20 protein-coding genes are annotated in these 21,463 nt (G+C 46.9%); 6 read left to right on the forward strand and 14 right to left on the reverse strand.

The genetic code is table 11. From position 1 onward, the window contains the following. Nucleotides 1–10: 10 nt before the first annotated feature. From nrdF to K3G25_RS09110, 8 genes are all read right to left on the reverse strand, one after another. Entirely contained in the window at nt 11–1,000 is a 990-nt protein-coding gene (nrdF, locus tag K3G25_RS09075; protein ID WP_012117608.1) for a class 1b ribonucleoside-diphosphate reductase subunit beta, read from the reverse strand. Between the two features lie 17 nt (nt 1,001–1,017). After that, nucleotides 1,018–3,120, reverse strand: a complete 2,103-nt coding sequence (gene nrdE / locus K3G25_RS09080; RefSeq protein ID WP_007611605.1) for a class 1b ribonucleoside-diphosphate reductase subunit alpha — start codon at nt 3,118–3,120, stop codon at nt 1,018–1,020. Next, nucleotides 3,080–3,472 (reverse strand): class Ib ribonucleoside-diphosphate reductase assembly flavoprotein NrdI, encoded by a 393-nt coding sequence (gene nrdI, locus K3G25_RS09085; RefSeq protein WP_014417834.1) that lies wholly within the window; start codon nt 3,470–3,472, stop codon nt 3,080–3,082. Before nrdI ends, nrdE begins: the two co-directional genes overlap by 41 nt. Nucleotides 3,473–3,731: 259 nt before the next feature. Then, on the reverse strand, nt 3,732–3,947 hold the full coding sequence (locus K3G25_RS09090; RefSeq protein ID WP_003154062.1) for a hypothetical protein: 216 nt from the start codon (nt 3,945–3,947) through the stop codon (nt 3,732–3,734). A gap of 82 nt (nt 3,948–4,029) precedes the next feature. After that, the gene (locus K3G25_RS09095) at nt 4,030–4,305 is read right to left on the reverse strand and encodes a YmzC family protein (protein ID WP_017417823.1); all 276 of its coding nucleotides are present in this window, start codon (nt 4,303–4,305) and stop codon (nt 4,030–4,032) included. A gap of 96 nt (nt 4,306–4,401) precedes the next feature. Further along, nucleotides 4,402–4,623, reverse strand: a complete 222-nt coding sequence (gene hfq / locus K3G25_RS09100; RefSeq protein ID WP_003154064.1) for an RNA chaperone Hfq — start codon at nt 4,621–4,623, stop codon at nt 4,402–4,404. 39 nt (nt 4,624–4,662) lie between these two features. Continuing rightward, entirely contained in the window at nt 4,663–5,607 is a 945-nt protein-coding gene (gene miaA, locus K3G25_RS09105; protein WP_007410375.1) for a tRNA (adenosine(37)-N6)-dimethylallyltransferase MiaA, read from the reverse strand. A gap of 98 nt (nt 5,608–5,705) precedes the next feature. Beyond that, entirely contained in the window at nt 5,706–6,110 is a 405-nt protein-coding gene (locus K3G25_RS09110; RefSeq protein ID WP_014417831.1) for a YmaF family protein, read from the reverse strand. A gap of 100 nt (nt 6,111–6,210) precedes the next feature. On the opposite strand from K3G25_RS09110, the gene K3G25_RS09115 reads away from it, so the two are divergent. The 3 genes from K3G25_RS09115 (at nt 6,211) to K3G25_RS09125 (ending at nt 7,303) form a co-directional block, all read left to right on the forward strand. Continuing rightward, entirely contained in the window at nt 6,211–6,480 is a 270-nt protein-coding gene (locus tag K3G25_RS09115; RefSeq protein WP_232489691.1) for a hypothetical protein, read from the forward strand. 137 nt (nt 6,481–6,617) lie between these two features. Next, nucleotides 6,618–6,932, forward strand: coding sequence for an SMR family multidrug efflux transporter EbrA (locus tag K3G25_RS09120; RefSeq protein WP_007410378.1), 315 nt, complete (start codon nt 6,618–6,620; stop codon nt 6,930–6,932). A 17-nt stretch (nt 6,933–6,949) separates the two neighbouring features. After that, complete coding sequence (locus tag K3G25_RS09125; protein ID WP_007410379.1) at nt 6,950–7,303, forward strand: SMR family multidrug efflux transporter EbrB; 354 nt, start codon at nt 6,950–6,952, stop codon at nt 7,301–7,303. A 13-nt stretch (nt 7,304–7,316) separates the two neighbouring features. Here the strand turns inward: K3G25_RS09125 and K3G25_RS09130 are convergent, their stop codons facing one another. The 3 genes from K3G25_RS09130 to K3G25_RS09140 all read right to left on the reverse strand — a co-directional run bounded on the left by K3G25_RS09130 (nt 7,317) and on the right by K3G25_RS09140 (nt 9,025). Continuing rightward, the gene (locus K3G25_RS09130; protein WP_014305039.1) at nt 7,317–7,769 is read right to left on the reverse strand and encodes an OsmC family protein; all 453 of its coding nucleotides are present in this window, start codon (nt 7,767–7,769) and stop codon (nt 7,317–7,319) included. A gap of 59 nt (nt 7,770–7,828) precedes the next feature. Beyond that, on the reverse strand, nt 7,829–8,536 hold the full coding sequence (locus K3G25_RS09135) for a poly-gamma-glutamate hydrolase family protein (protein ID WP_014417828.1): 708 nt from the start codon (nt 8,534–8,536) through the stop codon (nt 7,829–7,831). 255 nt (nt 8,537–8,791) lie between these two features. Continuing rightward, nucleotides 8,792–9,025, reverse strand: coding sequence for a hypothetical protein (locus tag K3G25_RS09140; RefSeq protein WP_038461471.1), 234 nt, complete (start codon nt 9,023–9,025; stop codon nt 8,792–8,794). Between the two features lie 172 nt (nt 9,026–9,197). On the opposite strand from K3G25_RS09140, the gene K3G25_RS09145 reads away from it, so the two are divergent. Together K3G25_RS09145 and K3G25_RS09150 are read left to right on the forward strand one after the other, a co-directional pair. Next, a complete protein-coding gene (locus K3G25_RS09145; RefSeq protein ID WP_160216862.1) occupies nt 9,198–10,526 on the forward strand; it encodes a serine protease AprX in 1,329 nt (442 codons plus the stop codon). A 191-nt stretch (nt 10,527–10,717) separates the two neighbouring features. Then, entirely contained in the window at nt 10,718–11,080 is a 363-nt protein-coding gene (locus K3G25_RS09150) for a protein YmzB (RefSeq protein WP_007410383.1), read from the forward strand. A gap of 33 nt (nt 11,081–11,113) precedes the next feature. On the opposite strand, the gene K3G25_RS09155 is transcribed toward K3G25_RS09150, so the two are convergent. Together K3G25_RS09155 and K3G25_RS09160 are read right to left on the reverse strand one after the other, a co-directional pair. After that, nucleotides 11,114–11,869, reverse strand: a complete 756-nt coding sequence (locus K3G25_RS09155; protein ID WP_022553315.1) for a YoaK family protein — start codon at nt 11,867–11,869, stop codon at nt 11,114–11,116. Nucleotides 11,870–11,928: 59 nt separating this feature from the next. Next, complete coding sequence (locus K3G25_RS09160) at nt 11,929–12,363, reverse strand: sporulation-specific Dnase NucB (RefSeq protein WP_021493650.1); 435 nt, start codon at nt 12,361–12,363, stop codon at nt 11,929–11,931. Nucleotides 12,364–12,651: 288 nt separating this feature from the next. On the opposite strand from K3G25_RS09160, the gene K3G25_RS09165 reads away from it, so the two are divergent. Continuing rightward, nucleotides 12,652–13,863: a cytochrome P450 family protein gene (locus K3G25_RS09165; protein ID WP_022553316.1), complete on the forward strand. Its 1,212-nt coding sequence runs from the start codon at nt 12,652–12,654 to the stop codon at nt 13,861–13,863. A gap of 135 nt (nt 13,864–13,998) precedes the next feature. Here the strand turns inward: K3G25_RS09165 and K3G25_RS09170 are convergent, their stop codons facing one another. Continuing rightward, nucleotides 13,999–21,456, reverse strand: a complete 7,458-nt coding sequence (locus tag K3G25_RS09170; protein WP_232489692.1) for a beta-ketoacyl synthase N-terminal-like domain-containing protein — start codon at nt 21,454–21,456, stop codon at nt 13,999–14,001. Between the last annotated feature and the right edge of the window lie 7 nt (nt 21,457–21,463).

Consider the following 21,463-nt stretch of genomic DNA (forward strand, 5'->3'; position numbering starts at 1 on the left):
AGAGCAGATATTATATCTGCTCTTCATCTTGGCCAAAATAAAAATCTTCGTCCTTAATCGGTTCTACCGTCGCTTTTTTGTAGCCGTTCCCTTTCATGGAGAAGAAATCATGTGATTTTGTTTTGGTGTTTAATCCGTTTAATACGATCGGATTAATATCCTCTTCTTCAAAGTAAGGATCGAACCCTAAGTTCATCAAAGCTTTATTGGCGTTATAGCGGATGAATTTCTTTACATCGTGTGAGAGTCCGACTTGATCGTACAAGTCCTCTGTATATTCAAGCTCATTTTCATATAACTGATTCAGAAGGTCAATCGCAAATTCACGAAGCTCTGCTTTTTTCTCTTCTGTCTGTTTATTATAAATTTCCTGAGCAAGGAGACCGACATACACGCCGTGAATCGCTTCGTCACGAAGGATCAGGTTAATGATCTCACCGCTTTGCATCAGTTTTCCTTGTCCGTAGAAATATAACGGATAATAGAAACCGCTGTAGAAAAGGAAGCTTTCCAGATAGACGGAAGCAACCATCGCTTTGAACAGTGAAATTTCATCATCTTTTTGAATGGCTTTGTAAAGCCCGACAATCATTTGCGCTTTTTTCTGCAAATATTTATTTTGTTTAACCCATTCAAATACTTCATTAATCGTTTCAGTCGGAGCAAGCGTCATAAAAATATTTGAATATGATTTTGCGTGCACCGCGTTTTCCATCATCGCCATGAAATTAAGAACCGCTTTTCGCTGATGGCCTTCGACGTGCTCGGCCACAATCGGCATGCCCGTGTTCCCCTGCTCTGTATCAAGCAGTGTCAGGCCGGCGAGCACCTTCATGTACGTATCCTGCTCATTTTTACCCAAATACTTCCAAGTGAGAAGATCGCCGTTTAATGCGATCTCTTCCGGAAGCCAAAACTGCTTTACGTTTTGGTTGTAAAACATTTGGGTGAAATCATCTTCATGCTTTGACCAGTTTGCTGCGTCATAAATTTTTGTCACTGTAAACTCTCCTTTAATCAAACGACACAAGAAAGACAGCTGTCCTGCCCGGTATCTTTCGTTCTTGCATAGTAAATGGTTTTGATGCCTCTATGGTGGGCATACAGATCAATACGGTTCAGATCACGAGTTGTCATCGTATCTTTCAAAAACAGGGTAAAGCTGATTCCCTGATCGATATGCTGCTGGATTGTCGCGATCATATCCACCACTTTGAACATGTCCATATCATAAGCTTCTTTGTAGAAGAACCAGTTATTAGACGCTAACCCCGGCATCGGGTAATACGTTTTTGAATTTCCGTATGTTCTTTCTTCGATCCGTTCCATGATCGGCATAACGGACGCCGTGCTGGATTGGACGTAGGAAATGGAGCCTGTCGGCGCGATGCACAGTCTGTAGCTGTGGTACATGCCATTTTCAGCGACAAACGCCTTCAGCTCTTTCCAGTCTTCGATTGTCGGAATGTGCATGCCTTCAAAGAGCGCAGCGATTTTTTCGTATGCCGGTGAGAACTCTTTTTCGATGTATTTATTGAAATATTCTCCCGTTGCATAAGTGGAGCCTTCATAATGCTCAAACGTTTCGCCTTTTTCTTTCGCAAGCTCAGCTGAACGCTGGATGGAATAAAAGTTCACCATCATAAAGAACGTATTCGCGAAATCTCTTGCTTCCGGGCTTTCATACGCGATGCCGTTTTGGGCCAGGTAGCCGTGAAGGTTCATGGCGCCTAAACCGATTGACTTCATCGCTTTGTTCGCGCGTCTGACTGCCGGCGCGTTGCGGATATCCGTCGTCTCAGATACATGAGTCAGGGAATCCGTCGCGAGTTTCACCGTGCGCTCAATCGATTTATGTTTCATGACATTCAAAATATTTAATGAACCAAGGTTGCAGGAAATGTCCAAGCCGATTTCGTCTTCCTCGTCATAATCTGTGTAAGCCGAAACCTGTGACGCCTGAAGCACTTCAGAGCAAAGGTTCGAGAATTTCACTTTTGATACGTGGTTATTCGCGTGCTCTTTGTTTACGTTATCCTGGAACATAATGTACGGATAACCTGACTCAGAACGGAGAACGGCAAGCTTTTCAAGCAATTTGCGCGCATTCACTTTTTCTTTTTTGACACGCGGGTTGTCGACAAGCTCTTCATACATCGCCGTCATGTCCATTTCGTCCATATGCTGGCCGTATTCTTTATAAATCGTATGCGGATAGAATACATAAGCCGCTTTATCCTCACGTGCAAGCTCAACGAACTTATCCGGAATGACGACACCGATAGAAAGCGTTTTGACGCGCACATCTTCATCCGCAGAAATCTTTTTCGTATCAAGAAAATCATTGATATCGCGGTGGAAAATATTTAAATACGCCGCGCCTGAGCCTTGTCTTTGGCCCATTTGGTCAGCGTAACGGAACGCATTATCAAGAAGCTTCATGACGCCTACAACACCTTTTGTGGCGTTTTCAACATCTTTAATCGCTTCGCCTTTCGCGCGAAGCTTGGACAGATTAAGAGAAACCCCGCCGCCCAATTTAGACAGCTGCATGGAAATATCGATCGCCCGTGAAATATCGTTTAAGGAATCATTGACTTCGAGCAAGAAGCAGCTCACCAGTTCTCCGCGGCGTTTTCTGCCGGCATTCAAAAATGTCGGTGTACTCGGCTGATATTCCTGATTGATCATCAGGTTTACATATTCTTTTGCTTTCTCAGTGTCGCCGTTTGCGAAGAACAGCGCGACGATTGAGATTCGGTCCTCATAACGCTCGAGAATTCTTTTCTTGTCATTCGTTTTCAAAGCATAGTCATTATAAAATTTAAACGCACTCATGAAGGAAGGAAAACGAAACTTCTTTGCGTAAGCTGTCTTAAACACTTCTTTAATGTCTTCAAAAGAGTAAAGGCTTAAGAATTCCTCTTCGTAGTATTGGTTTTCAATCAAATAATCCAGCTTCTCTTTTAAATCGTGAAAGTAAACTGTGTTTTGATTGATATAGTCAACAAAATAGCTATGTACAGCCTCTTTATCTTTATCAAACTGGAATTTTCCATCTTGTTGGATCATGATTTCGTTATTTAACTGGATCCATTTTGGCACTTGATTTTGTGACAAGTCTTTCTACCTCCTGAGTAAACAATTCAACGTCTTTAGATGTGCCGCTGAGTTCAAATTTGTGCAAGATCGGCACCTGATATTGTCTTGAAATGGTATCGGCGCTTTTTGCAAAGTTATCGCCCCATACTTTGTTGCCGCTCGCAGCGACTCCTAATAGGAGATGGGCGTATTTTTCGAGAAATGATTGTGTTGATGCCGGTACCTGGCCGAAGTTTGTCGTGTAGGTGACCAAAACAAACGGAGTGTCCACGTGGTCCGTTTCGTCCACCTTGCGGATCAGCTGAAAGTCTGTTTTATTCACAAAACGCTGAACATTCCCTGTCTTTGAATCAAATATGATTTGAACCATCCTTATCACGACCTATCAAAAATAATGAATCTCTTAACACTATATATAGTATACTAACCTCTCAGAAAAACACAACATATTGAGATCGATTTATAAAAAATTCATATTTTTGAAAGAGCGGACTTTGGCTCTGGCCCGATTAACGCCCAAAAAAGAGAGCAGAACGAGAATCATCTCTCATCCTACTCAAGGTGTCATGTGTAAGCCGATGTCTATCATAACATGAAAAAAAACTGCTTAGTAGTCTAGACTTTTATTCTTATTTTTTGTAAGAATCACATTTTTTTTCGCTTTCGACGGTTTCTTCAATCTCCACATCAGCACCGATTTCTTTCAGCACGGCTTTCAGAGCGCTTGTGATGGAAGCCTCTCTGATCAGTTCTTTGCCGTCAACGATGATGCTGGTTCCATATTCATAGCAGGAATCATCTTCACAAGTTTCTTCCCAATGGTTGATTATCACCTTGTGTTTCAATCGTCTCACCCTCTGCATGATCAATGTCAGTACTTAGTGTAGCTTGTGCGGCCCGCTTTGTAAATTCGAACGCTTGTGAAATTTATTCAAGTTCATCCAGCGCCGTTTCTTTTTTCAGTTCGATTTTATTCGTTTTTTCATCATAGCGGTATATTTTTAAGTAACCGTCCTCAACGATGCCGAAACGATTATGTTCCAGCTGCACCATGCCTTCTGTCTGCGGTTCGGTATCCGCCAAGCCGCCGTCATCATCCGTCACCACCGTCTCATGATTGCTGCAAGCTCCAAACAGCAAAAAAACAGCGATCCAAACGAGCGTAATCCTGATTCTTCTCAGTTCATTTTCACTTTCGAACACGATTTTCCGAACCCCCTTTTATGTTTCCGATATACAGCCTGCAATATACAGATGCGCATAGAAAAAGACCATTGTTCATGGTCTTTTTCAAAAAGTCTATTCAAGCTCAAGCTGGACGTTTTTTTGCGGGGCGAACGTGGAGATGGCATGTTTATAAATAAGCTGCTGCTTCCCCTCCGTTTCGAGCAAAACGGTAAAGTTGTCAAAGCCTTTTACCTGGCCGCGAAGCTGGAAGCCGTTGAGTAAAAACACCGTGACGAACGTATTGTCTTTTCGGATTTGATTCAAAAACTGATCTTGAATATTAATCGGTTTCATGTTTCGTCCTCCTTGGTTCTCAATACAATACTGTTTCGATTAAATTTCCAGTTTTCCTGCTATGCACTCGAAAATTTCCTTTTTTTTCTGCTCAATATCAACAGGCGGCGTCATATCTGTCCATGAAACGGGCATTTTATTGCGAAACCAGGTCAGCTGGCGTTTCGCATATCGCCTAGAATTTTGTTTTAATTGCTCCACAGCCTGAGGGAGCGGCACTTTTCCATCAAGATATTCATACAGCTCTTTATAGCCGATCGCCTGAATCGATTGGCTATCCCGGATATTCATATCATACAGCCTCTTTACTTCGTCAAGAAGGCCGGTTTCCAGCATCAGGTCAACGCGCTCGTTAATCCGGCCGTACAGCACTTCTCTGTCCATTGTAAGACCGATAAGAACCGCATTGTAAAGCAGCTCCCGTTTTTGGGTTTTAAGATGCTCTGACATTGTTTTTCCCGATACATGCAGGATTTCGAGCGCGCGGATGACTCTTCGCGTATTGTTTTGATGAATGGCTGCCGCCGCTTCCGGGTCGGCTGCCGCAAGCTTGGCATGAAGCGCTTCCGCCCCTTCTTCAGCCGCCAGTTTCTCCATGCGCTCCCGGAATACAGGGTCGCCGGAGTTTTCCGTGAACGTATAGTCATACAGCACGGACTGAATGTACAGACCCGTCCCCCCGACAATCATCGGCAGCTTTCCTCTATCGGCAATCTCGGTGATTTTTCCTCTCACCATTTTTTGATAATCCGCCGTTGAAAAAGTGTCGGACGGCTCCAAAATATCAATCAGGTGATGCGGCACGCCTTCTGTCTCTTCTTCGGTGACTTTGGCCGTTCCGATGTCCATTCCTTTATATACCTGCATGGAATCTCCGCTGATGATTTCCGCATTCAGCATTTTCGCGAGTCCGATGCTTAGTTTTGTTTTTCCGACTGCCGTCGGTCCGACAAGTATGACGACAGGCTGTTTTTTATTTTTCAATATGTATCACTCTCTTTTATAAATCTCCCCCTAATTATAGCATTCATTTCTTCAGGCACCTATCCATTTTGCCCTTTTTCCTGAGCGCTAAACGTCCACTACCATCCGATCGGCTCGTTTCCGACAACCTCTCTCGTTTTTCCTTTGAGTGTATGGCGGTGCGTTTTCCGTCCTTCCTCCCGCGGATCGTAAACGACGCCGCCGTGCTGGATCTGAATCGGCTCATTGTAGGCGGCAAAGGTGGTCTCTGAAAGCTCATGGTAATGTGTTCCGTCAACCCTCGGGATGGCAGGGCCGGAAATGCCGTAATACCTATGAAAATGGCCGTTTTCAAACGAGGTGATGCCCGTATAGAAATGTGTATGCTCATCTGTATTGCTGCCGTTCTCCGGCTGCGAAAAGCCTTCGATCAAATGGTAATGCCCCTGCACTACATCCGTAACCGCCCGGTATGCGTGTGTGTGCGGAGGTTTTTTTGACCAATCGGACTGATACAGACCCACAAAAGCTCACTCCTTTATTTTTTGATAAACGCCCAATCAAAAATTGGTGGGCTGAATACTCTGTTATCATCTCAAATTTATTCTTGGAGGTACCTTAATTATGAATGAAGAATACACATACGCAGTAGATAGTGATATGAGACCGTTTGGGCGGCCGGGCTTCGGATTCGGACGGCCCGGATTCGGATTTGGATTCGGACGGCCGGGTTTTGGATTTGGCCGGCCTTGGTTTGGTTATGGATTCGGACGGCCGTTTGGTTTTTACGGCGGACCGTTTTTCGGAGGGCTTGTCGGGGGGCTTGTGGGAAGCGCTTTATTCAATCCGTACTTGTACGGGGGTTACGGCTACGGCTATCCGTATTTCTATTGACGAATCAAAAAGGCTCCTCCCCGGGGGCCTTTTTGTATAGGACTAATGTCTTGACTTGGCGGGCAAAGTTCGGATATTATTTTACTTTACTGCCTTAAACAAAAGGCATAAGGATTATGATGAGAGGGGGATTTGATATGATTCTGGGTTATATCTTCCTCACAATTGCTATTTTATCAGAGTCAATCGGCGCGGCCATGCTGAAAGTCTCCCGCGGATTTACGCGGTTTTTGCCGAGCGCGCTTGTAGTGGCAGGCTATTCATTGGCCTTTTATATGCTTTCACTGACACTGAATCTCATTCCGCTCAGCTTATCCTATGCAACATGGAGCGGAGCCGGAACGGTGCTCGCATCCATTATCGGAGCGAAATGGTTTCATGAAAAACTGGACAAGCAGGCCGTCATCGGACTCTTTTTCTTATTGGCCGGTGTCATTTTGATGAATTGGTAGAAAGGAGAGGCATGCTGATGAAAGGATTACTCTGCCTGGCATTAGCCATTGTATCAGAAGTGTTCGGGAGCACGATGCTGAAGCTGTCGGACGGTTTTACGCACCTGTGGCCCGCTCTCGGCGTCATTGCCGGAATCGGAGCCTCTTTTATGTTTTTGAGCTTCTCATTGAAAAGCCTTGATTTATCCGCCGCATACGCGACATGGTCAGGTGTCGGCACCGCTTTAACGGCAATTGTCGGCTTTTTTGTTTTTAAGGAGGCCATGACAGTCAAAATGATGATCGGGCTTGTTTTGGTCATCACGGGCGTCATCCTGCTGAACCGTTCCAAGTCTCAAAAAGCTAAAAAAAATCAAACGGCCCGGAGCTGACCGTTTGAACTCGTCAAGCGCGGGCAGCTTTTACTTCAACCTCAAGCTCCATCTCCACGTTTCCTTGGACCGCTCGTGAAATCATACATGAGGACTCCGCTTTTTGCGCTAACTTCCTGGCGAGCGTAAAATCCGTTTCGGCTGCATCCGGCTTTAATAATATAAACGGGCGGTGAATGATTTTCTGGTACGTGAACACACCGTTCGTGACGTCTACAATTCCTTCAGATTCCATATGTAGATCTTCTTTATCCAGGCCGCTTCTTTCCATCATCGCCGCAAGCGTTATAATATAACAGGTCGCGGCCGCTCCAAGCAGCATTTCATCAGGATTTGTGCCTTCTCCGGGTCCGTCCATTTCCTTAGGAATGGACACAGCCGTCTCCAGCCGGCCGCTTTTAATATCGCCGACGTCGTTGCGATTTCCGGGCCAATTTGCTTTTAAATAAAAGTGATGTTTTGCCAAGGGACAAACCTCCTTTTTTTCAGTTTACTCATCTTTCACTGGTTTGTCTTTTTTTAAGCTCACGAATACTCTTGATTGATCACTCTTTTTATCGTACGGACAAACCGGTAAAATTCCTCCGTTTTTGTGAATTCCCTTTCGCGGTAATCAAAATTATCAAAAAACGCTTCCCGCTGTTTTCTGCTGATCTCAAGCTGTATGCTCAGCCCGGTTTGCGCCTGGTTATTGATATTTTCGGTGTCAACCCCGGCCAGACCGGTTTTTGAGGTTGCCAATTCTGCAGAAAATCCGTTTCGTTCGAGAGCTCTCACCAATTTTTTCGCCCGCTTCCGGTCGCTTCCTCCGACAAGAGTATTTTTCTCGTCGCCTTTATAACCGTGCACTGCGATAACATAATGGTGCTGCTTAATGCTTTCGACTGCTGAAGGCTCATCGAACTTGGTGCTCGTAATATGAAGAGTCTGGTTATCATGCGCTTTTAATCCCTCAAACAGGTAGGTTGAATAATCATCCCGGAAAGAGCGGACGATCTCGCTCACCCCGCCCTCAATTCTCCCTCCGTGCGGCGACATGATCAATACGGGGCTCCCCTTTCGCTTATTGTACGATATATGATAATCATCGGGGTCTTCGTGTTCAGCCAGATCTTTAAAATCTGTGTATGTATCAGAAGAATTCGAGGGATCAGGGTCTGACGCATAATGAGCACATCTTATTAGTAAGACCATTGCTACGATAATGATGACATTAAGTAAAATTCTTTTCATCAGCTCTCCTTCTTTGCTCCTTTCTGAAAAATGACATGTTCATTATATGGATTTTTGTCAATAGGTCTTATCTTAACATTCTATTAACATTATCATCAGTGAAAAACTTCCCGGTTTCGAAAAATCAATGGATTGTCACGGTTCAAGCGCTCAAATGCCGGGCATCAGTGAAAAAAGGTTGAGAGAGGGCAAAAAAAAAGGGAGGAACGCCCGAATTTTCAGGGGCGGGAGATTCACGGCCGGAAACGGACGGCATCAAGAATACGCTTTTAAAAATGAATATCCGCCTCCCGAAGCAAATGCGCAGGACAGAATGGAGCCCGTCAAAAAAGTTCTCATCTGCCTTTTTGTACAGCAAAATGCCGTTTCAGCCCGCTCATCCCCTTTTTTTATAATAATGGTCCGTTTTGAAATGGAGCCGTCTTTTTTCATATATATAATATCAATCGGAAGCTGTTTTTCCAAGGAATGTCTCAATATTATGTTCATGTATATACCTCCTTCCGCCGGCTTCATTATAAACGCGTTCCGTTTCAACTCGATTTCTTCTCCTGAAAAAGCCGCAAGTAACCAGCTCTCCTGAAGGACAAACAAACTGACCGAACATACGGCCTGTTCATATGGTATAGAGAGAATCGCCAGAATGGGAGGAAAAGTATATATGTTTGGTTACTCAATGGTACAAATGGTGCGGTCAAATGCTCATAAGCTGGACTGGCCGCTCAGAGAAAACGTCTTACAGTTATATAAACCTTTCAAATGGACACCTTGCTTTTTGCACAATTTTTTCGAAAAAAAGGTGAAAAACAGAAAGAAAATGTCAGTCATCATTGAATTTGAAGAGGGCTGCCATGAATCCGGTTTTCACAGCACAGGACAGGTCTTATTAAAAGAAAAACGCTGCACCATAAAAAAGCAGTTTCAAACAATCAATTGCTGCAGCGCCGAAGTCACTCCGTCCGCTCTTCACATGCTTCTTTCGCAATGCCGGGATATCCGTAAAATCTATTTAAACCGTGAAGTAAAAGCGCTCCTTGATACGGCAGCTGAATCGTCTCATGCAAAAGAAGTGACCCGTAACGGCACCGTATTAACAGGAAAAGGCGTAACCGTCGCCGTTATTGATACCGGAATCTATCAGCATCCCGATTTAGAAGGCAGAGTTATCGGATTTGCGGACTTCGTCAACCAAAAGACAGAACCGTATGACGACAACGGGCACGGCACCCATTGCGCCGGTGATATTGCAAGCAGCGGCGCTTCATCTTCCGGTAAATATCAGGGGCCGGCGCCGGAAGCCGATCTGATCGGAGTCAAGGTTTTAAACAAATCAGGATCAGGAACCTTGGCTGATATCATTGAAGGTGTGGAATGGTGCATACAATATAATAAAGAACACACGAAGAATCCGATCAGAATCATCAGCATGTCACTGGGCGGAGATGCGCTCAGATATGATAAAGAAACGGACGATCCGCTCGTCAAGGCCGTTGAAGAGGCATGGAATGAAGGAATCGTCGTCTGCGTCGCCGCGGGCAACTCCGGTCCGGAAGCTCAAACGATTTCAAGCCCCGGTGTCAGCGAGAAGGTCATCACGGTAGGCGCCTATGATGACAATAATACGGCCGGCAATGAGGACGATACGGTCGCTTCATTCTCAAGCCGCGGCCCGACGGTGTACGGAAAAGAGAAGCCTGACATTCTTGCGCCCGGGGTCGATATCGTATCTCTCCGTTCTCCGCGTTCATATCTTGACAAATTACAGAAATCAAACCGTGTAGGCTCCTTGTATTTCAGTCTGTCGGGCACGTCCATGGCCACTCCGATCTGTGCTGGCATTGCCGCCTTAATCCTTCAGCAGAACCCGCAGCTTTCGCCTGACGAAGTGAAAACACTGATCAAACAAAGTCCGGATCAATGGACAAATGAAGATCCGAACATTTACGGAGCGGGCGCAGTAAACGCTGAAAACGCCGTGCCGAAAGAGTAATCTTTTTATCATGAGAACGGGGTCGTCTAAACCTGCAGATGACTCCGTTTTTCAGGTGAACAGATGAAACATTTATAATGAAGGAACTCGGAATGCTTCAGAACCGGCTGTCAGAAAAAAAGATCAATCAAGGCAGTGTATTTCTAAAAAAATAGGGAATAAGTATGGTGTAGATAAAAGGAGGAATCACAATGGCACTTACAAACACCGAATTGTCTGAATGGCTGCAAAAACAGATCGGACAAACGCTTGATATCAGAAAAGGAGAGCTGACAGACAGCCGAAACGAGATTTCTGATATGGACCAGATCATGCTTCACCTTGATGATGTTCTCGTCCGCCGGACAAACCATCCCGATGACTATGTAGCGGACGAAGAGCTCGTCTTAAAAGGGCACGGCACAACCTATACGGAGGAAGGAAATGTCCCGCTTCCTCAAGATGCGTATGAAATCCCTCTGCTCGGCGATATTACCATCCAAAAGGAGCAAGACGGATTAAAGGTACATACAGATCGGGCCGTGTATACAATCGGGACCCGGAAAGAGCAATAAAAAGAAAAAACGCCCTGAACCAGCGGCGTTTTTTTATTGGTTTTTTTCTTCAGAATATCCGTGGAACATCGTGAATGCGCAAAGCATAATGCCTAAAATAATGATAATCGGAAGCCAGATCACGGCAAACTTATAATCCGGTTCGGCAAAAGCGCCGATGACCGCCCCAAAGCAATACAGAACCAAGGCAAGCGCGCGCAAAACAGCATCTCTCGTAAACTGCTTCCGCTTGTCCGCTTTGTAAAACCTTGCGGTGAGATCTTCAAAAAAATTAGCGAGCGTTCCCGTTAATACGGTCGTGGAAATCCCCGCTACACCAAGTTTTCTCGCGGCTGTCGTCTGCATTCCCATTGCGAAGCTGAGCAGCATAATCAGCACATAAACAGAAATGGCATCTGCAAAAAAGCAGGAGAACAAAGCAAACAGCAGCAAAACAGCTCCTTCAATAGCTAAAGCGGCAGTTACCGCAGAGGGCCAGAATGATTTCTTTTTATTGCCCACAAGCAGGGCCGCGGCAATAACGCCGGCAATAAATCCGATTAACGAGGTTAATGATTTGAGTACGGCAAGGTGCCATGAGTTGCCGATCGCCAGGCCGAACAGAACGATGTTCCCCGTCATATTGGCGGTAAAGATATGTCCCAGGCTTAAATAACCGATCACATCCACAATTCCCGCTGTTAAACAAAGAAGTAAAAGTGCAATATTTCGGTATGTAGTCACTGTCAATGTGATCCAATCCTTTCTCATGCTGATTCCAACATATAAGTTTACTCTTTGCCATTTCATATGTCCAGCCGGCGTGCCGCTTTTTCAGAGCATAAAAAAACTCCGGCGAACCGGAGAAGCTACTGAACGATAAATAGTACTCTCGTGCCGTCGGAGTATCCGCTCATTTGATTTCCAACCCATGAACCGGCCCCGCGGTTATCCGACGGGGTTACATATCTGATATCAGCCCCCGCCCCGCCTTCTGTGCAGACTGCCATGGGCCATTCATCACGGTCAAACCCGGGCTTTGTCGGAATTCCTTTCAATGATTCTTTCCTTCTATTCTCCGCTCCGCCCCGATCAATTGTACAAATCTCAGAATGACCTGCCGAAATGGCGTCTTTTATATGATTTCCCGTCTCCGGATATTTTGACAGCGGGAAATACAGCACCTGATCGTATCGGGATGCGGCACGAGCAGCACTGTCCGAATGGATGCCGGCGCCCGTAAGGCCGACCTGAAGAGAGATCACCAAAAGCAGACTTGCCGCCCATTTCATAAACGCATTCATTCACATCCTCCTTAAGAAGTTGATATGAAGCGTAAATATGTATATTAGCCGGATTTAACACACATGATGAAATGGAAAAAAAAGTTTGCTGTTTTGTTGATAATCAACGAAAATGGCGGCTTTACGATTTGTCTATTGAACCGGCTTCTGTTTCCTTATATATTTTAGTCATACTTATGAGCCGTTGTGATCAGTGTCTTCGGCAGATAAAAGGAGGAATGCCGTCCGGTCGGCAGGCACCGGCTGTTTGTTATGTCTTTTCAAAAACATGAAGGCGGGGAAATCCAGATGGAAAAAACAATGTTTCACCCACACTCACCCGAGTTTCACGAAAACCCTTTTGCGGTTTTAAGCAGATTCAGAGAGCAGGACCCCATACATAAATTCGAACTGCAGCGTTTCGGAGGCACCTTTCCGGCTTGGCTCATCACGCGTTATGATGATTGTATGGCGTTTTTAAAAGACGGCAGAATTACGAGAGATGTAAAACGGGTCATGCCGAAGGAGCTGATCGCGAAGCTGAATGTCAGTGAAGATATCGATTTTGTCTCAGAGCATATGCTGGCAAAAGACCCTCCGGATCATTCACGTCTTCGATCTTTGGTGCATCAGGGGTTCACTCCCCGGATGATTGAGCAGCTTCGCACCGGGATAGAGCAGATCACAGAAGAGCTGCTGGATGAAATGGAAACAAAAGCAGACCCTGATATCATGAGAGATTTCGCCGCACCGCTTCCGTTTATCGTCATTTCCGAACTGCTCGGGATTCCGAAAGAGGACCGCGCCAAATTTCAAGTGTGGACAAACGCAATGGTCGACACGTCAGAAAGCGGACAAGATGCGACCAACCAGGCTCTCAAAGAATTTAAACAATATATGAAAACACTGATCGAAGAAAAAAGAAAACATCCGGCTGAAGATCTGACAAGCAAGCTTATTTACGCTGAAGAGGACGGCCAAAAGCTGAGTGAATCAGAGCTGTATTCCATGCTGTTTTTGTTAGTCGTTGCCGGGCTTGAAACAACGGTTAACCTTCTCGGCTCCGGCACCCTGGCGCTTCTTCTGCACAAAGACCAGATGGAGAAGATAAAGCGGCAGCCCGAAGATATCCAGACGGCAGTCGAAGAGCTTTTGCGTTATACCTCTCCCGTCATCATGATGGCGAATCGATGGGCGATTGAAGATTTCACTTATAAAGATGTTTCTATTAAAAAAGGTGATATGATATTTATCGGCATCGGTTCAGCCAATCGGGACCCGGAATATTTTGATGATCCTGATACATTAAATATAGCGAGAACACCGAACCGTCATATTTCTTTTGGATTCGGCATTCATTTTTGTCTCGGGGCTCCGCTCGCCCGGATGGAAGCATCCATTGCCTTTACCGCGCTTTTAAAACGGTTTCCGAATATAGAGCTGAAAGGCGCGCCCGAGGATGTAACATGGAGAAAAAATGTGTTTTTGAGAGGGCTTGAAACATTGCCTGTCAGATTTTAATATCGTCCCCCTGTTATTGGGGGTTTTTTTAATGTCTTATAAACTGAAATCAATATGACAATGAAAATTTAGTACATAGTGAATTTAGTTCTATATAGATAAAAAAAGCGGCCGGATTGCTCCGGCCGTTCTCTATTACCGTTTTACCAGCTCATTTGTTTCGTCCAGCTTTTTTCTGAAAGATTTAAGGAAATTTGCGCTGATCGTTCCTTTGTTTGCGTACAGTTTTTCGCAGAATGCCTTAATGGCGTTGTGCGGCTTTGGTTCCGACAGCATTGTGACATGATTGGAAGAGTGAACGTCCAGCAGGTGAAACTGTTTCATCTGGCGTTCCCATTCTTTCCAATACGCATCATGGTCTAACGGGATTTGTTCTTCCTCTGCTGTCAGATAACGTTCAAGATCTCCGAGGAACAAACCGCTTTTATTACGGAAGTAGTAGCATTGCAGCGCTTCCGGATGAGGCAGCGGCTTCATGTCATACTCTTCCATTCCGTAAGCGAGCTGCGTCTTCATCATTTGCTCCAGCTGCATCCGGATCGCTTCTTCGGATTTTGGCAGACCGCGCTTTTTGGCAAGGCCGGTCAATTCTTTCAATACTTCTTCTTCCTCAGCCTGGACGGTAATGTCTTCTCTGCTGATTAATGCCTCTTCAAGGTTTTCAGGCTTAAGATATGCTGTAAGCATCGTATTGATCGTTTGCAGCATGACCGACTTAACAGATGGTTTTCTTTCTTTCCATTTTTCACTGTACGGGGTGTCGATCATGACGGCGCTTTTTACCGTATGACCTTCCTCTTGCAAGAGGCGCGCGGTTTCATATGCAAGCATTCCGCCTAAGGAATATCCGCCGAGGTCATAAGGGCCTTTCGGCTGTACCGCTTGGATGATTCTCATATAAGAAGCGGCCGTCTCTTCGATTCCTTGCAGCGGCTCTTTCCCTGTCAAACCTCTTGCCTGGATGCCGTAAAAAGGTCGCTGACTCTTTTTGGCGAATGGCTGGTATGCTTCAACGCCTCCCGTTCCGCCGTGAAACCAAAAAACAGGACGGCCTTTTTCTCTATCATTCAGCTTGACGAGTTCTGGAAAATTTCGGCCCGCCTCCTGCGATTGGTTCGTTTTTAACAGCATGCTAATCTCCTGAACAGTGCTGCATTTCTGAAGAGCCTCCAGACTGATGCGGCTGTCTCCGTCCTCAAGTTTCTTCAACAGCTGAATAGAGGAGATTGAATCGAAGCCGTATTCAGTCAGCGGCTTATTTTGATCAATTTCCGCTGCCTTCATCCCCAAAATGTCTGCCACAATGTCAGCCGCGCTCTCGCAGCGGATCTGAGGATTCTGTGATACCGGTGCAAGGCTGATGTCTTCTGACTGACCGCCCTTCCAATACTTATGGTTTTCAAAAGGATATGTCGGAAGCGGCACTCTTTGAACAGATTTGCCTTGGTGGAGTCTGTCCCACGGTATATCCGCACCTTTCACCCAGCAAAATGCAAGTTTTTCCAGATTGTTTTCAGCCAACAGCGTCTCCGTGACGACTGTACCGAGAGTCCCTTCCAGTAAAACGCCGATATCTCCTGATCCAGTCTGCTGACTGCCTGTAAAGAAGCTTTTCATTCCATTGCTTTCTTCGGAAAATGCTCTGTACTTTTTCAGTTTTTCCAGCAATTCATCTTGATTGCGGGCAACGAGTGCCAGGCGGCAGTTCATCGCCTCACGGCCGGTCTGAAGCGTATAAGCAATATCCCGCAATGACGGAGTATCTCCAGTTTGCACAAAATCAGCCAGCTGACCTGCGGCCGCCTTAAGACGTCCTTCGCTCTTAGCAGAAAGCACGATAAGCTGCGGTTCATGCGCAGATTCTTTGTCTTTATGGCTCGGGCTGTACTGTTCCAAGACGACATGCGCATTCATGCCGCCGAAGCCATAGCTGTTAATTGCGGCCCGGCGCGGAATCGGTCTGCCCGTATGGTCGGTGAGCTGTGTCCATTCCTGATTGTCTTCGGTGAAACGGAAGCGGCTTTTCTGAATGGCCATTTGCTCATTTGCAGCTGTAAATCCGGGAATGCCCGGGATGGTATGATGCTTCATGGCCATCGCCGCTTTTATAAGGGCGGCCAGTCCGGAAGCGAGTTCGCCGTGCCCGATGCAAGGTTTCACGGTGCTGATATAACAAGGCGCGCTTTCCCCTTGATTTGCAGACTCGCCGTAACCCGCTTTGATTGCATTAAACTCCAACGCATCTGCCATTTCGGAGGCAATGCCGTGCGCTTCAATATAAGTGACAGTTTGCGGATCAACATCGGTGTCTTCGTACGCTTTTTTCATCGCGGCCTTCATTCCCGCCGGATTCGGTGCGTGAAGCGACATGCCTTTACCGCCGTGAGACACTCCTGTTCCTTTAATGACCATGTGAATATGATCGCCGTCTTCAATTGCCGCCTCAAGCGGTTTGATGATGATCACGCCCGCCCCTTCGCTTCTGACAAAGCCATCGGCATCTTTTTGGAACGATTTCGCCCGGCCGTTTTTGCTTAAATATCCCATTGAGTCAAAACCGATAAAGCCCTTCGGCGATTGCAGAATATTGGCGGCCCCCACGACAGCCTGCTCACATTCGTTATGACGGATTGATTGAACCGCCCTGTGCAATGCCACCAGCGTTGACGTGCAGGCAGCCTCGTAATATTCACTCGGTCCTTGTAAATTCAAGGCATATGATATTCTGTTCGGAATGATGGACGGGATGGCTGTTCCATTGTTCGGATCGCTGTTGCCCGCGGCAACGAAAACGCCTGTCGGTCTGCTTGATAACGCCTTATTTGTCAGGCCCGCATCCTCCATTGCCTTCCATGTATGCATCAAAAGCAGAAATTGCTCCGGCCCCATTTGTGATGCCTCTTTAGGGGAAATTCCGAAAAAGAGCGGGTCAAATTCGCCGACACCGTCAATAAAACCGCCCCATCTGAGACTCGTGTCATTCTCATCACCGGCGTAACGGCGCCAGTCCCAGCGGTCCGCCGGAATTTCGGTAATACAGTGATCCCCGTTTACGATGTGCTCCCAAAAAGACTGGATATCCGGGGATTGCGGAAACTGAGCTGACATACCGATAATCGCGATTCCTTGCTTGATATCGGCGTTATCACAAGGCGGATGCTGTTTCTTCGGTAAAGTGCGCTCTTCTGTTTCCGTGACCCTGGCCTCTTCTGAATGCTTATGATCGGCAAGCAGTTGAGAAAACTTGCTCTCATATGCTGACGCGAAGTGGCGGGTCAGCTCCTCCGCGGTCGGATACTCGAAAAACAATGTTGGATTCACATCGATGTCCGCCTCTTGGCCGATCTCTTTTGTCAGCCCGATCAGGCTCGCTGAATCAAGTCCCAATTCCATGATATTCGCGTCAGACGGGAGAGATGGCGCGGGTTCATCCATCATCTTGGCGAGCTTGCCAAGGACGTATCTGCGGATATCATCTGTCAGACTGCCGGCAGAAATCGGTGCTCCCGCATTCTTAACAGCCGTTCGGGCCGGCTGATTCATCTGTTCGGTTTTCGGGCGGAACCGTTTCAGGGCATAGCCTTCAAAACGCATCACCACTTCCGATCGGCTGCTGATGACATCTGCGTTAATCAGAATCATTTCCCCCGTTTGTTTGGCCAGCTTGATGTGCAGCCAGCAATCGGTAAGATCTTCCGGGCTGCTGAAGGTGACGGAATTAATGCCGAACGGCAGATAGCTTTCCGCCTCTGTTTGGTCCAATAAAGAAAGCGAGGCCAAGTAAGCACTGTTGGCGATGAACGGATTTACGGCATAATGATGTGCTTGTTGTGAGTCGCTATTGTTCAGGTTCACTTTCGCTAAAACGGCATCAGTGCCTTTGTACAGGCGGGTGATCGTTTTAAATTCTTCTCCCCACACGACCGTTCCCGTTCCGTCTCCGTATAACTCATCTATCCGGCCCACTTCCCGGTAAGAGCGCTGAATGGCCGCCAGATCCGCGTGCTGCTTTTGAAACGGATACGGGCTGCACTCGGCATACGCCGCTATGCTCCAACCGGGAGACGTGAGGCTGCGGTGCATTATGCTCAGTTCAAATCCATCCCCGTTTTGTTTCGATTCAGTTTTCAGCTCGATGCGATCGCCTTTTTTTACGGTAATGGGGCTGACGTAATTCAGTTTTTTAATTTGTCCTCCTTCCGCTTCAGGAAAAAGATCACAAAAATGATCGACTGCCAGACTGTTATATGTAGCGCCGACGAGTACCGGTTCTCCGCTGAATTGATGCCCTTTCACGTATGGATCGTCATCACTGTATACCGCCTGAACGCCGGCAGCGTTTTCTGATTCACCGAATTGAAAAGAAGTCCCGTGGTCAAAAGCGTAGGCCGGCAGATGAACGGCGTGCTCTTGCTGCAACTGATCAAACGCGATATTCTCTCCTTTTTCCCATTGCCGCGCACGCCGGCCAATATCAGAATCGGAGAAATTGAGATTCCGCTGATCCATGCGGTAAGCGGCCAGCTTTTCCAGCAGTTCCAGAACGGAAGCAGCCGTAAATGCCGCACGATACTCCGAATGATGCGTTCTTTTTTGCAACGCGGATGCGATGGCGGCCGGATGAAGAGTTGGCGTCTTTTCTAAAAAGGCCGCCAGTCTCTCAAGATAGGCTTCAAAACTCCATTTTGTTTTCGCTGACACAGGGAAAATATATTCCTCATCTCCGTGACGGCTCTGATCGGAATTCGGGCTGATATATTCTTCTACGATGAGATTTGCATATGCCCCGCCTGCCCCGAAGGAATTGATCATGCTTCTCCGCGGTATGATGTCTCCCGTCTCGGCATCCTTCAGACGTTCCCAATACTCGGTTTTCTCCTGCAGGTAAAAGGCCGTTTGTTCAAGCGCGATATTCGGATTTTGCGGTTTTGCGTTAATCGTCGGAACTAATGTTTCCCGCTCCATTTGCAGCAGCACTTTCGCGAGCTGGGACATGCCGGAAGCCGCCTCTAAATGGCCGAGATTTGACTTGACGGATCCAAGCGCGCAAAAACGTTTTTTATCAGTATATTGCGCGAACGCATTTGTCAGGGCAATGACCTCAATCGGATCTCCCAATACAGAGCCGTTTGCCGCTGATTCAACATAACTGATTGTTTCCGGATTGATTCCGGCCTTGTCGATGGAAGCCGCCATGAGCTTCGCCTGCTGTTTCGGATCCGGAGCCGTGTACATCTGCCTTCCGCCGCTATGACACAACGCGCTGCTTTTAATGACCCCGTAAATATGGTCTTTGTCGGCAACCGCTTTGGAGAGCGGCTTCAAGAGCACCGCCCCGACTCCTTCTCCCGGCATCAGGCCCGTGCCGGTTCCGAAGCTTTTGCTTTCACTTCCCTGTTCAAGCAAATTCGCCCGTTCGAGCGCATCATATTTAGACGGTTCAAGCGTGAGATTGACCCCTCCGGCAATCGCCATGGAACAACTGTTAAGCTTCAGGCTTTCACAGGCGAGATGAATGGCGCTCAGTGAGCTGGAGCATGCGGTCGTAACGCCCATGCTCGGGCCCGTTAAATTGAAAAAGTGGGAAATGCGGTTGGCGATATGCCAATCCCCTCCGTTAGAGCTGAGCGCAGCTTTTTCCAACGACGGGATATTCCAGAAATATTGATTGTACATACTTCCCATAAATACACCGATGCCGCTGTCTGATTCCTGCCATTCGTTTACTCTTTCTAACGAGTAACCGCCGTTTTCAAATGTTTCCCATACGGTTTCTAAGCTTAGACGGAGCTCAGGCGTCATCTCCATCACATGGTCTTCCCGGATGTCAAACAAGTGATGGTCAAAAGCGTCAATATGTTGCAGAAATCCGCCGTACCGTGTTTTGCGTTCTTCTTTTCGTGTTTCTTTTGCCATTGTTTTCAGAAGACCGGATTTCCATCTGTTTTCCGGAGCTTCCGTAATACAGCTGTCTCCGGCTTTTAAATGCTCCCACAGCTCATCGAGGGTTTCAGACTCGGGATAGCGGCCGCTGATGCCGATAATGGCAATGTCGTCACGATCAGAACGATTAACGGTGACGGTTTCTGTTTCCGGCTTTGGCGCTTTTGGCTCTATTTGTTCAGTGATAAACCGCCGCGTTTCCGTGACAAGCGGCACCGGTTCATTCATTGCAGATTCCGGATGCTCCGTTTCAGGAGGCGCTTGTTCGGCTCCGAATGCCTGTTGCAGCTTATCCGGGTAAGTTTCCAGCAAATACTTAGCAAGTTCTTTCGTATTCGTGTGTTCAAATAAGACCGTTTTCGGCAGCTCGCCCGTCAATGTTTCCAGTTCGCGGATAAAATTCACCTGCAAAATGGAGTCGATGCCGTATTTTTCAAAGCTGGTTTCCGGCTGAATGCGCTCGGGAGCAAGCTTTATGGACTTGGCTAACGTTTCTTTTATGAATTGCACAGTCCGGTCTGTGACTGAAAAAGACGGTTCTGTGAAATCAGCCGGCTCTTTGGAAGCCGCAGTTTCTTCAACCGCCTGCGCGTCCGGCTGCTTTTGCCTGATGACGCCGTCGCTTTCTGCCGCCACGATCTGCTGGCCGAGGTGATGTGACGATTCCGCCATAAATGTAACGTACCGATATCCCTCGCTTTCCAGCGCAGACTGCCACGCTTCAGGATACAGCCCCGGGCATCCGGGAATGCGCAGTTTGGCGTCTTCATACAGCCACCAGCCTTCCAAAAGACCGAATGTCAGATGAGAATAAACCGAATGGCTGCTGATCTCATTTAATAGCAAAATCCCATTCTTTTTAAGCACCGCTTTGGCATTGCGAAGCGTCCGCCGAATATTTTTTGTCGCGTGAAGCACATTTGCCGCAATTACCGCGTCATATGCGCCCGCCTCTATACCCTGCAAAGCCGGGGGCTCTTCCACATTAAACCGCTTATAAGTCAAATACGGATTGTCGGGACCGTATTCTTTTTCAGCATGCATGAAAAAGGCCTTTGACAGATCGGTGTAGCAATATTCTTTCACATGATGTTTGTACTCTTTTAATCTTTTGAAAACGGCCGCGCTTGTCCCGCCCGTCCCCGCTCCGATCTCTAATATCCGGATTTCCGCGTTCGGGTCTTCTTTCAGGCGTTCTTCAATGAAAGCCGCCAATGTGTCAGCGAGCACCTCATTAAAGTAGTCTGCCGTTTCATTGTTTTTATAGATTCCTTCCACCAATTCCATTGAGGAATCGGGAAACAGAACATCAGTGGCAGAAACTCTGCCGGATAAAATATCCGGCAAAGCTCTGAGAGCGGTCTCCACTAAGGTGATCATCGCCTGTTTGCTGCTGTCCTTGAGTAAAGGAGCTTTCTTTTCATCCCATTCTTGCCACAGAACGTCCGCACGCTCTATCGGACCCGTTAACACATACGTACTGCCTGACTGTTTCAAAAAGCCTTTTTGCACCAAGATGGAGATGCTTTCTTCCAGCCACCTGCCGTAAAACCCCTGCATGACAGGCTGCGTTTCGTTTTCCGTAAAAAATCCGACAGATTTCAGCTGGCCTGCCAATAGTTTGTAAAGAAGATCTTCAGTGTTTTGCAAAGCCGTC

The sequence above is a fragment of the Bacillus sp. FCW2 genome, assembly GCF_021228595.1.
Lineage (GTDB): Bacteria > Bacillota > Bacilli > Bacillales > Bacillaceae > Bacillus > Bacillus velezensis.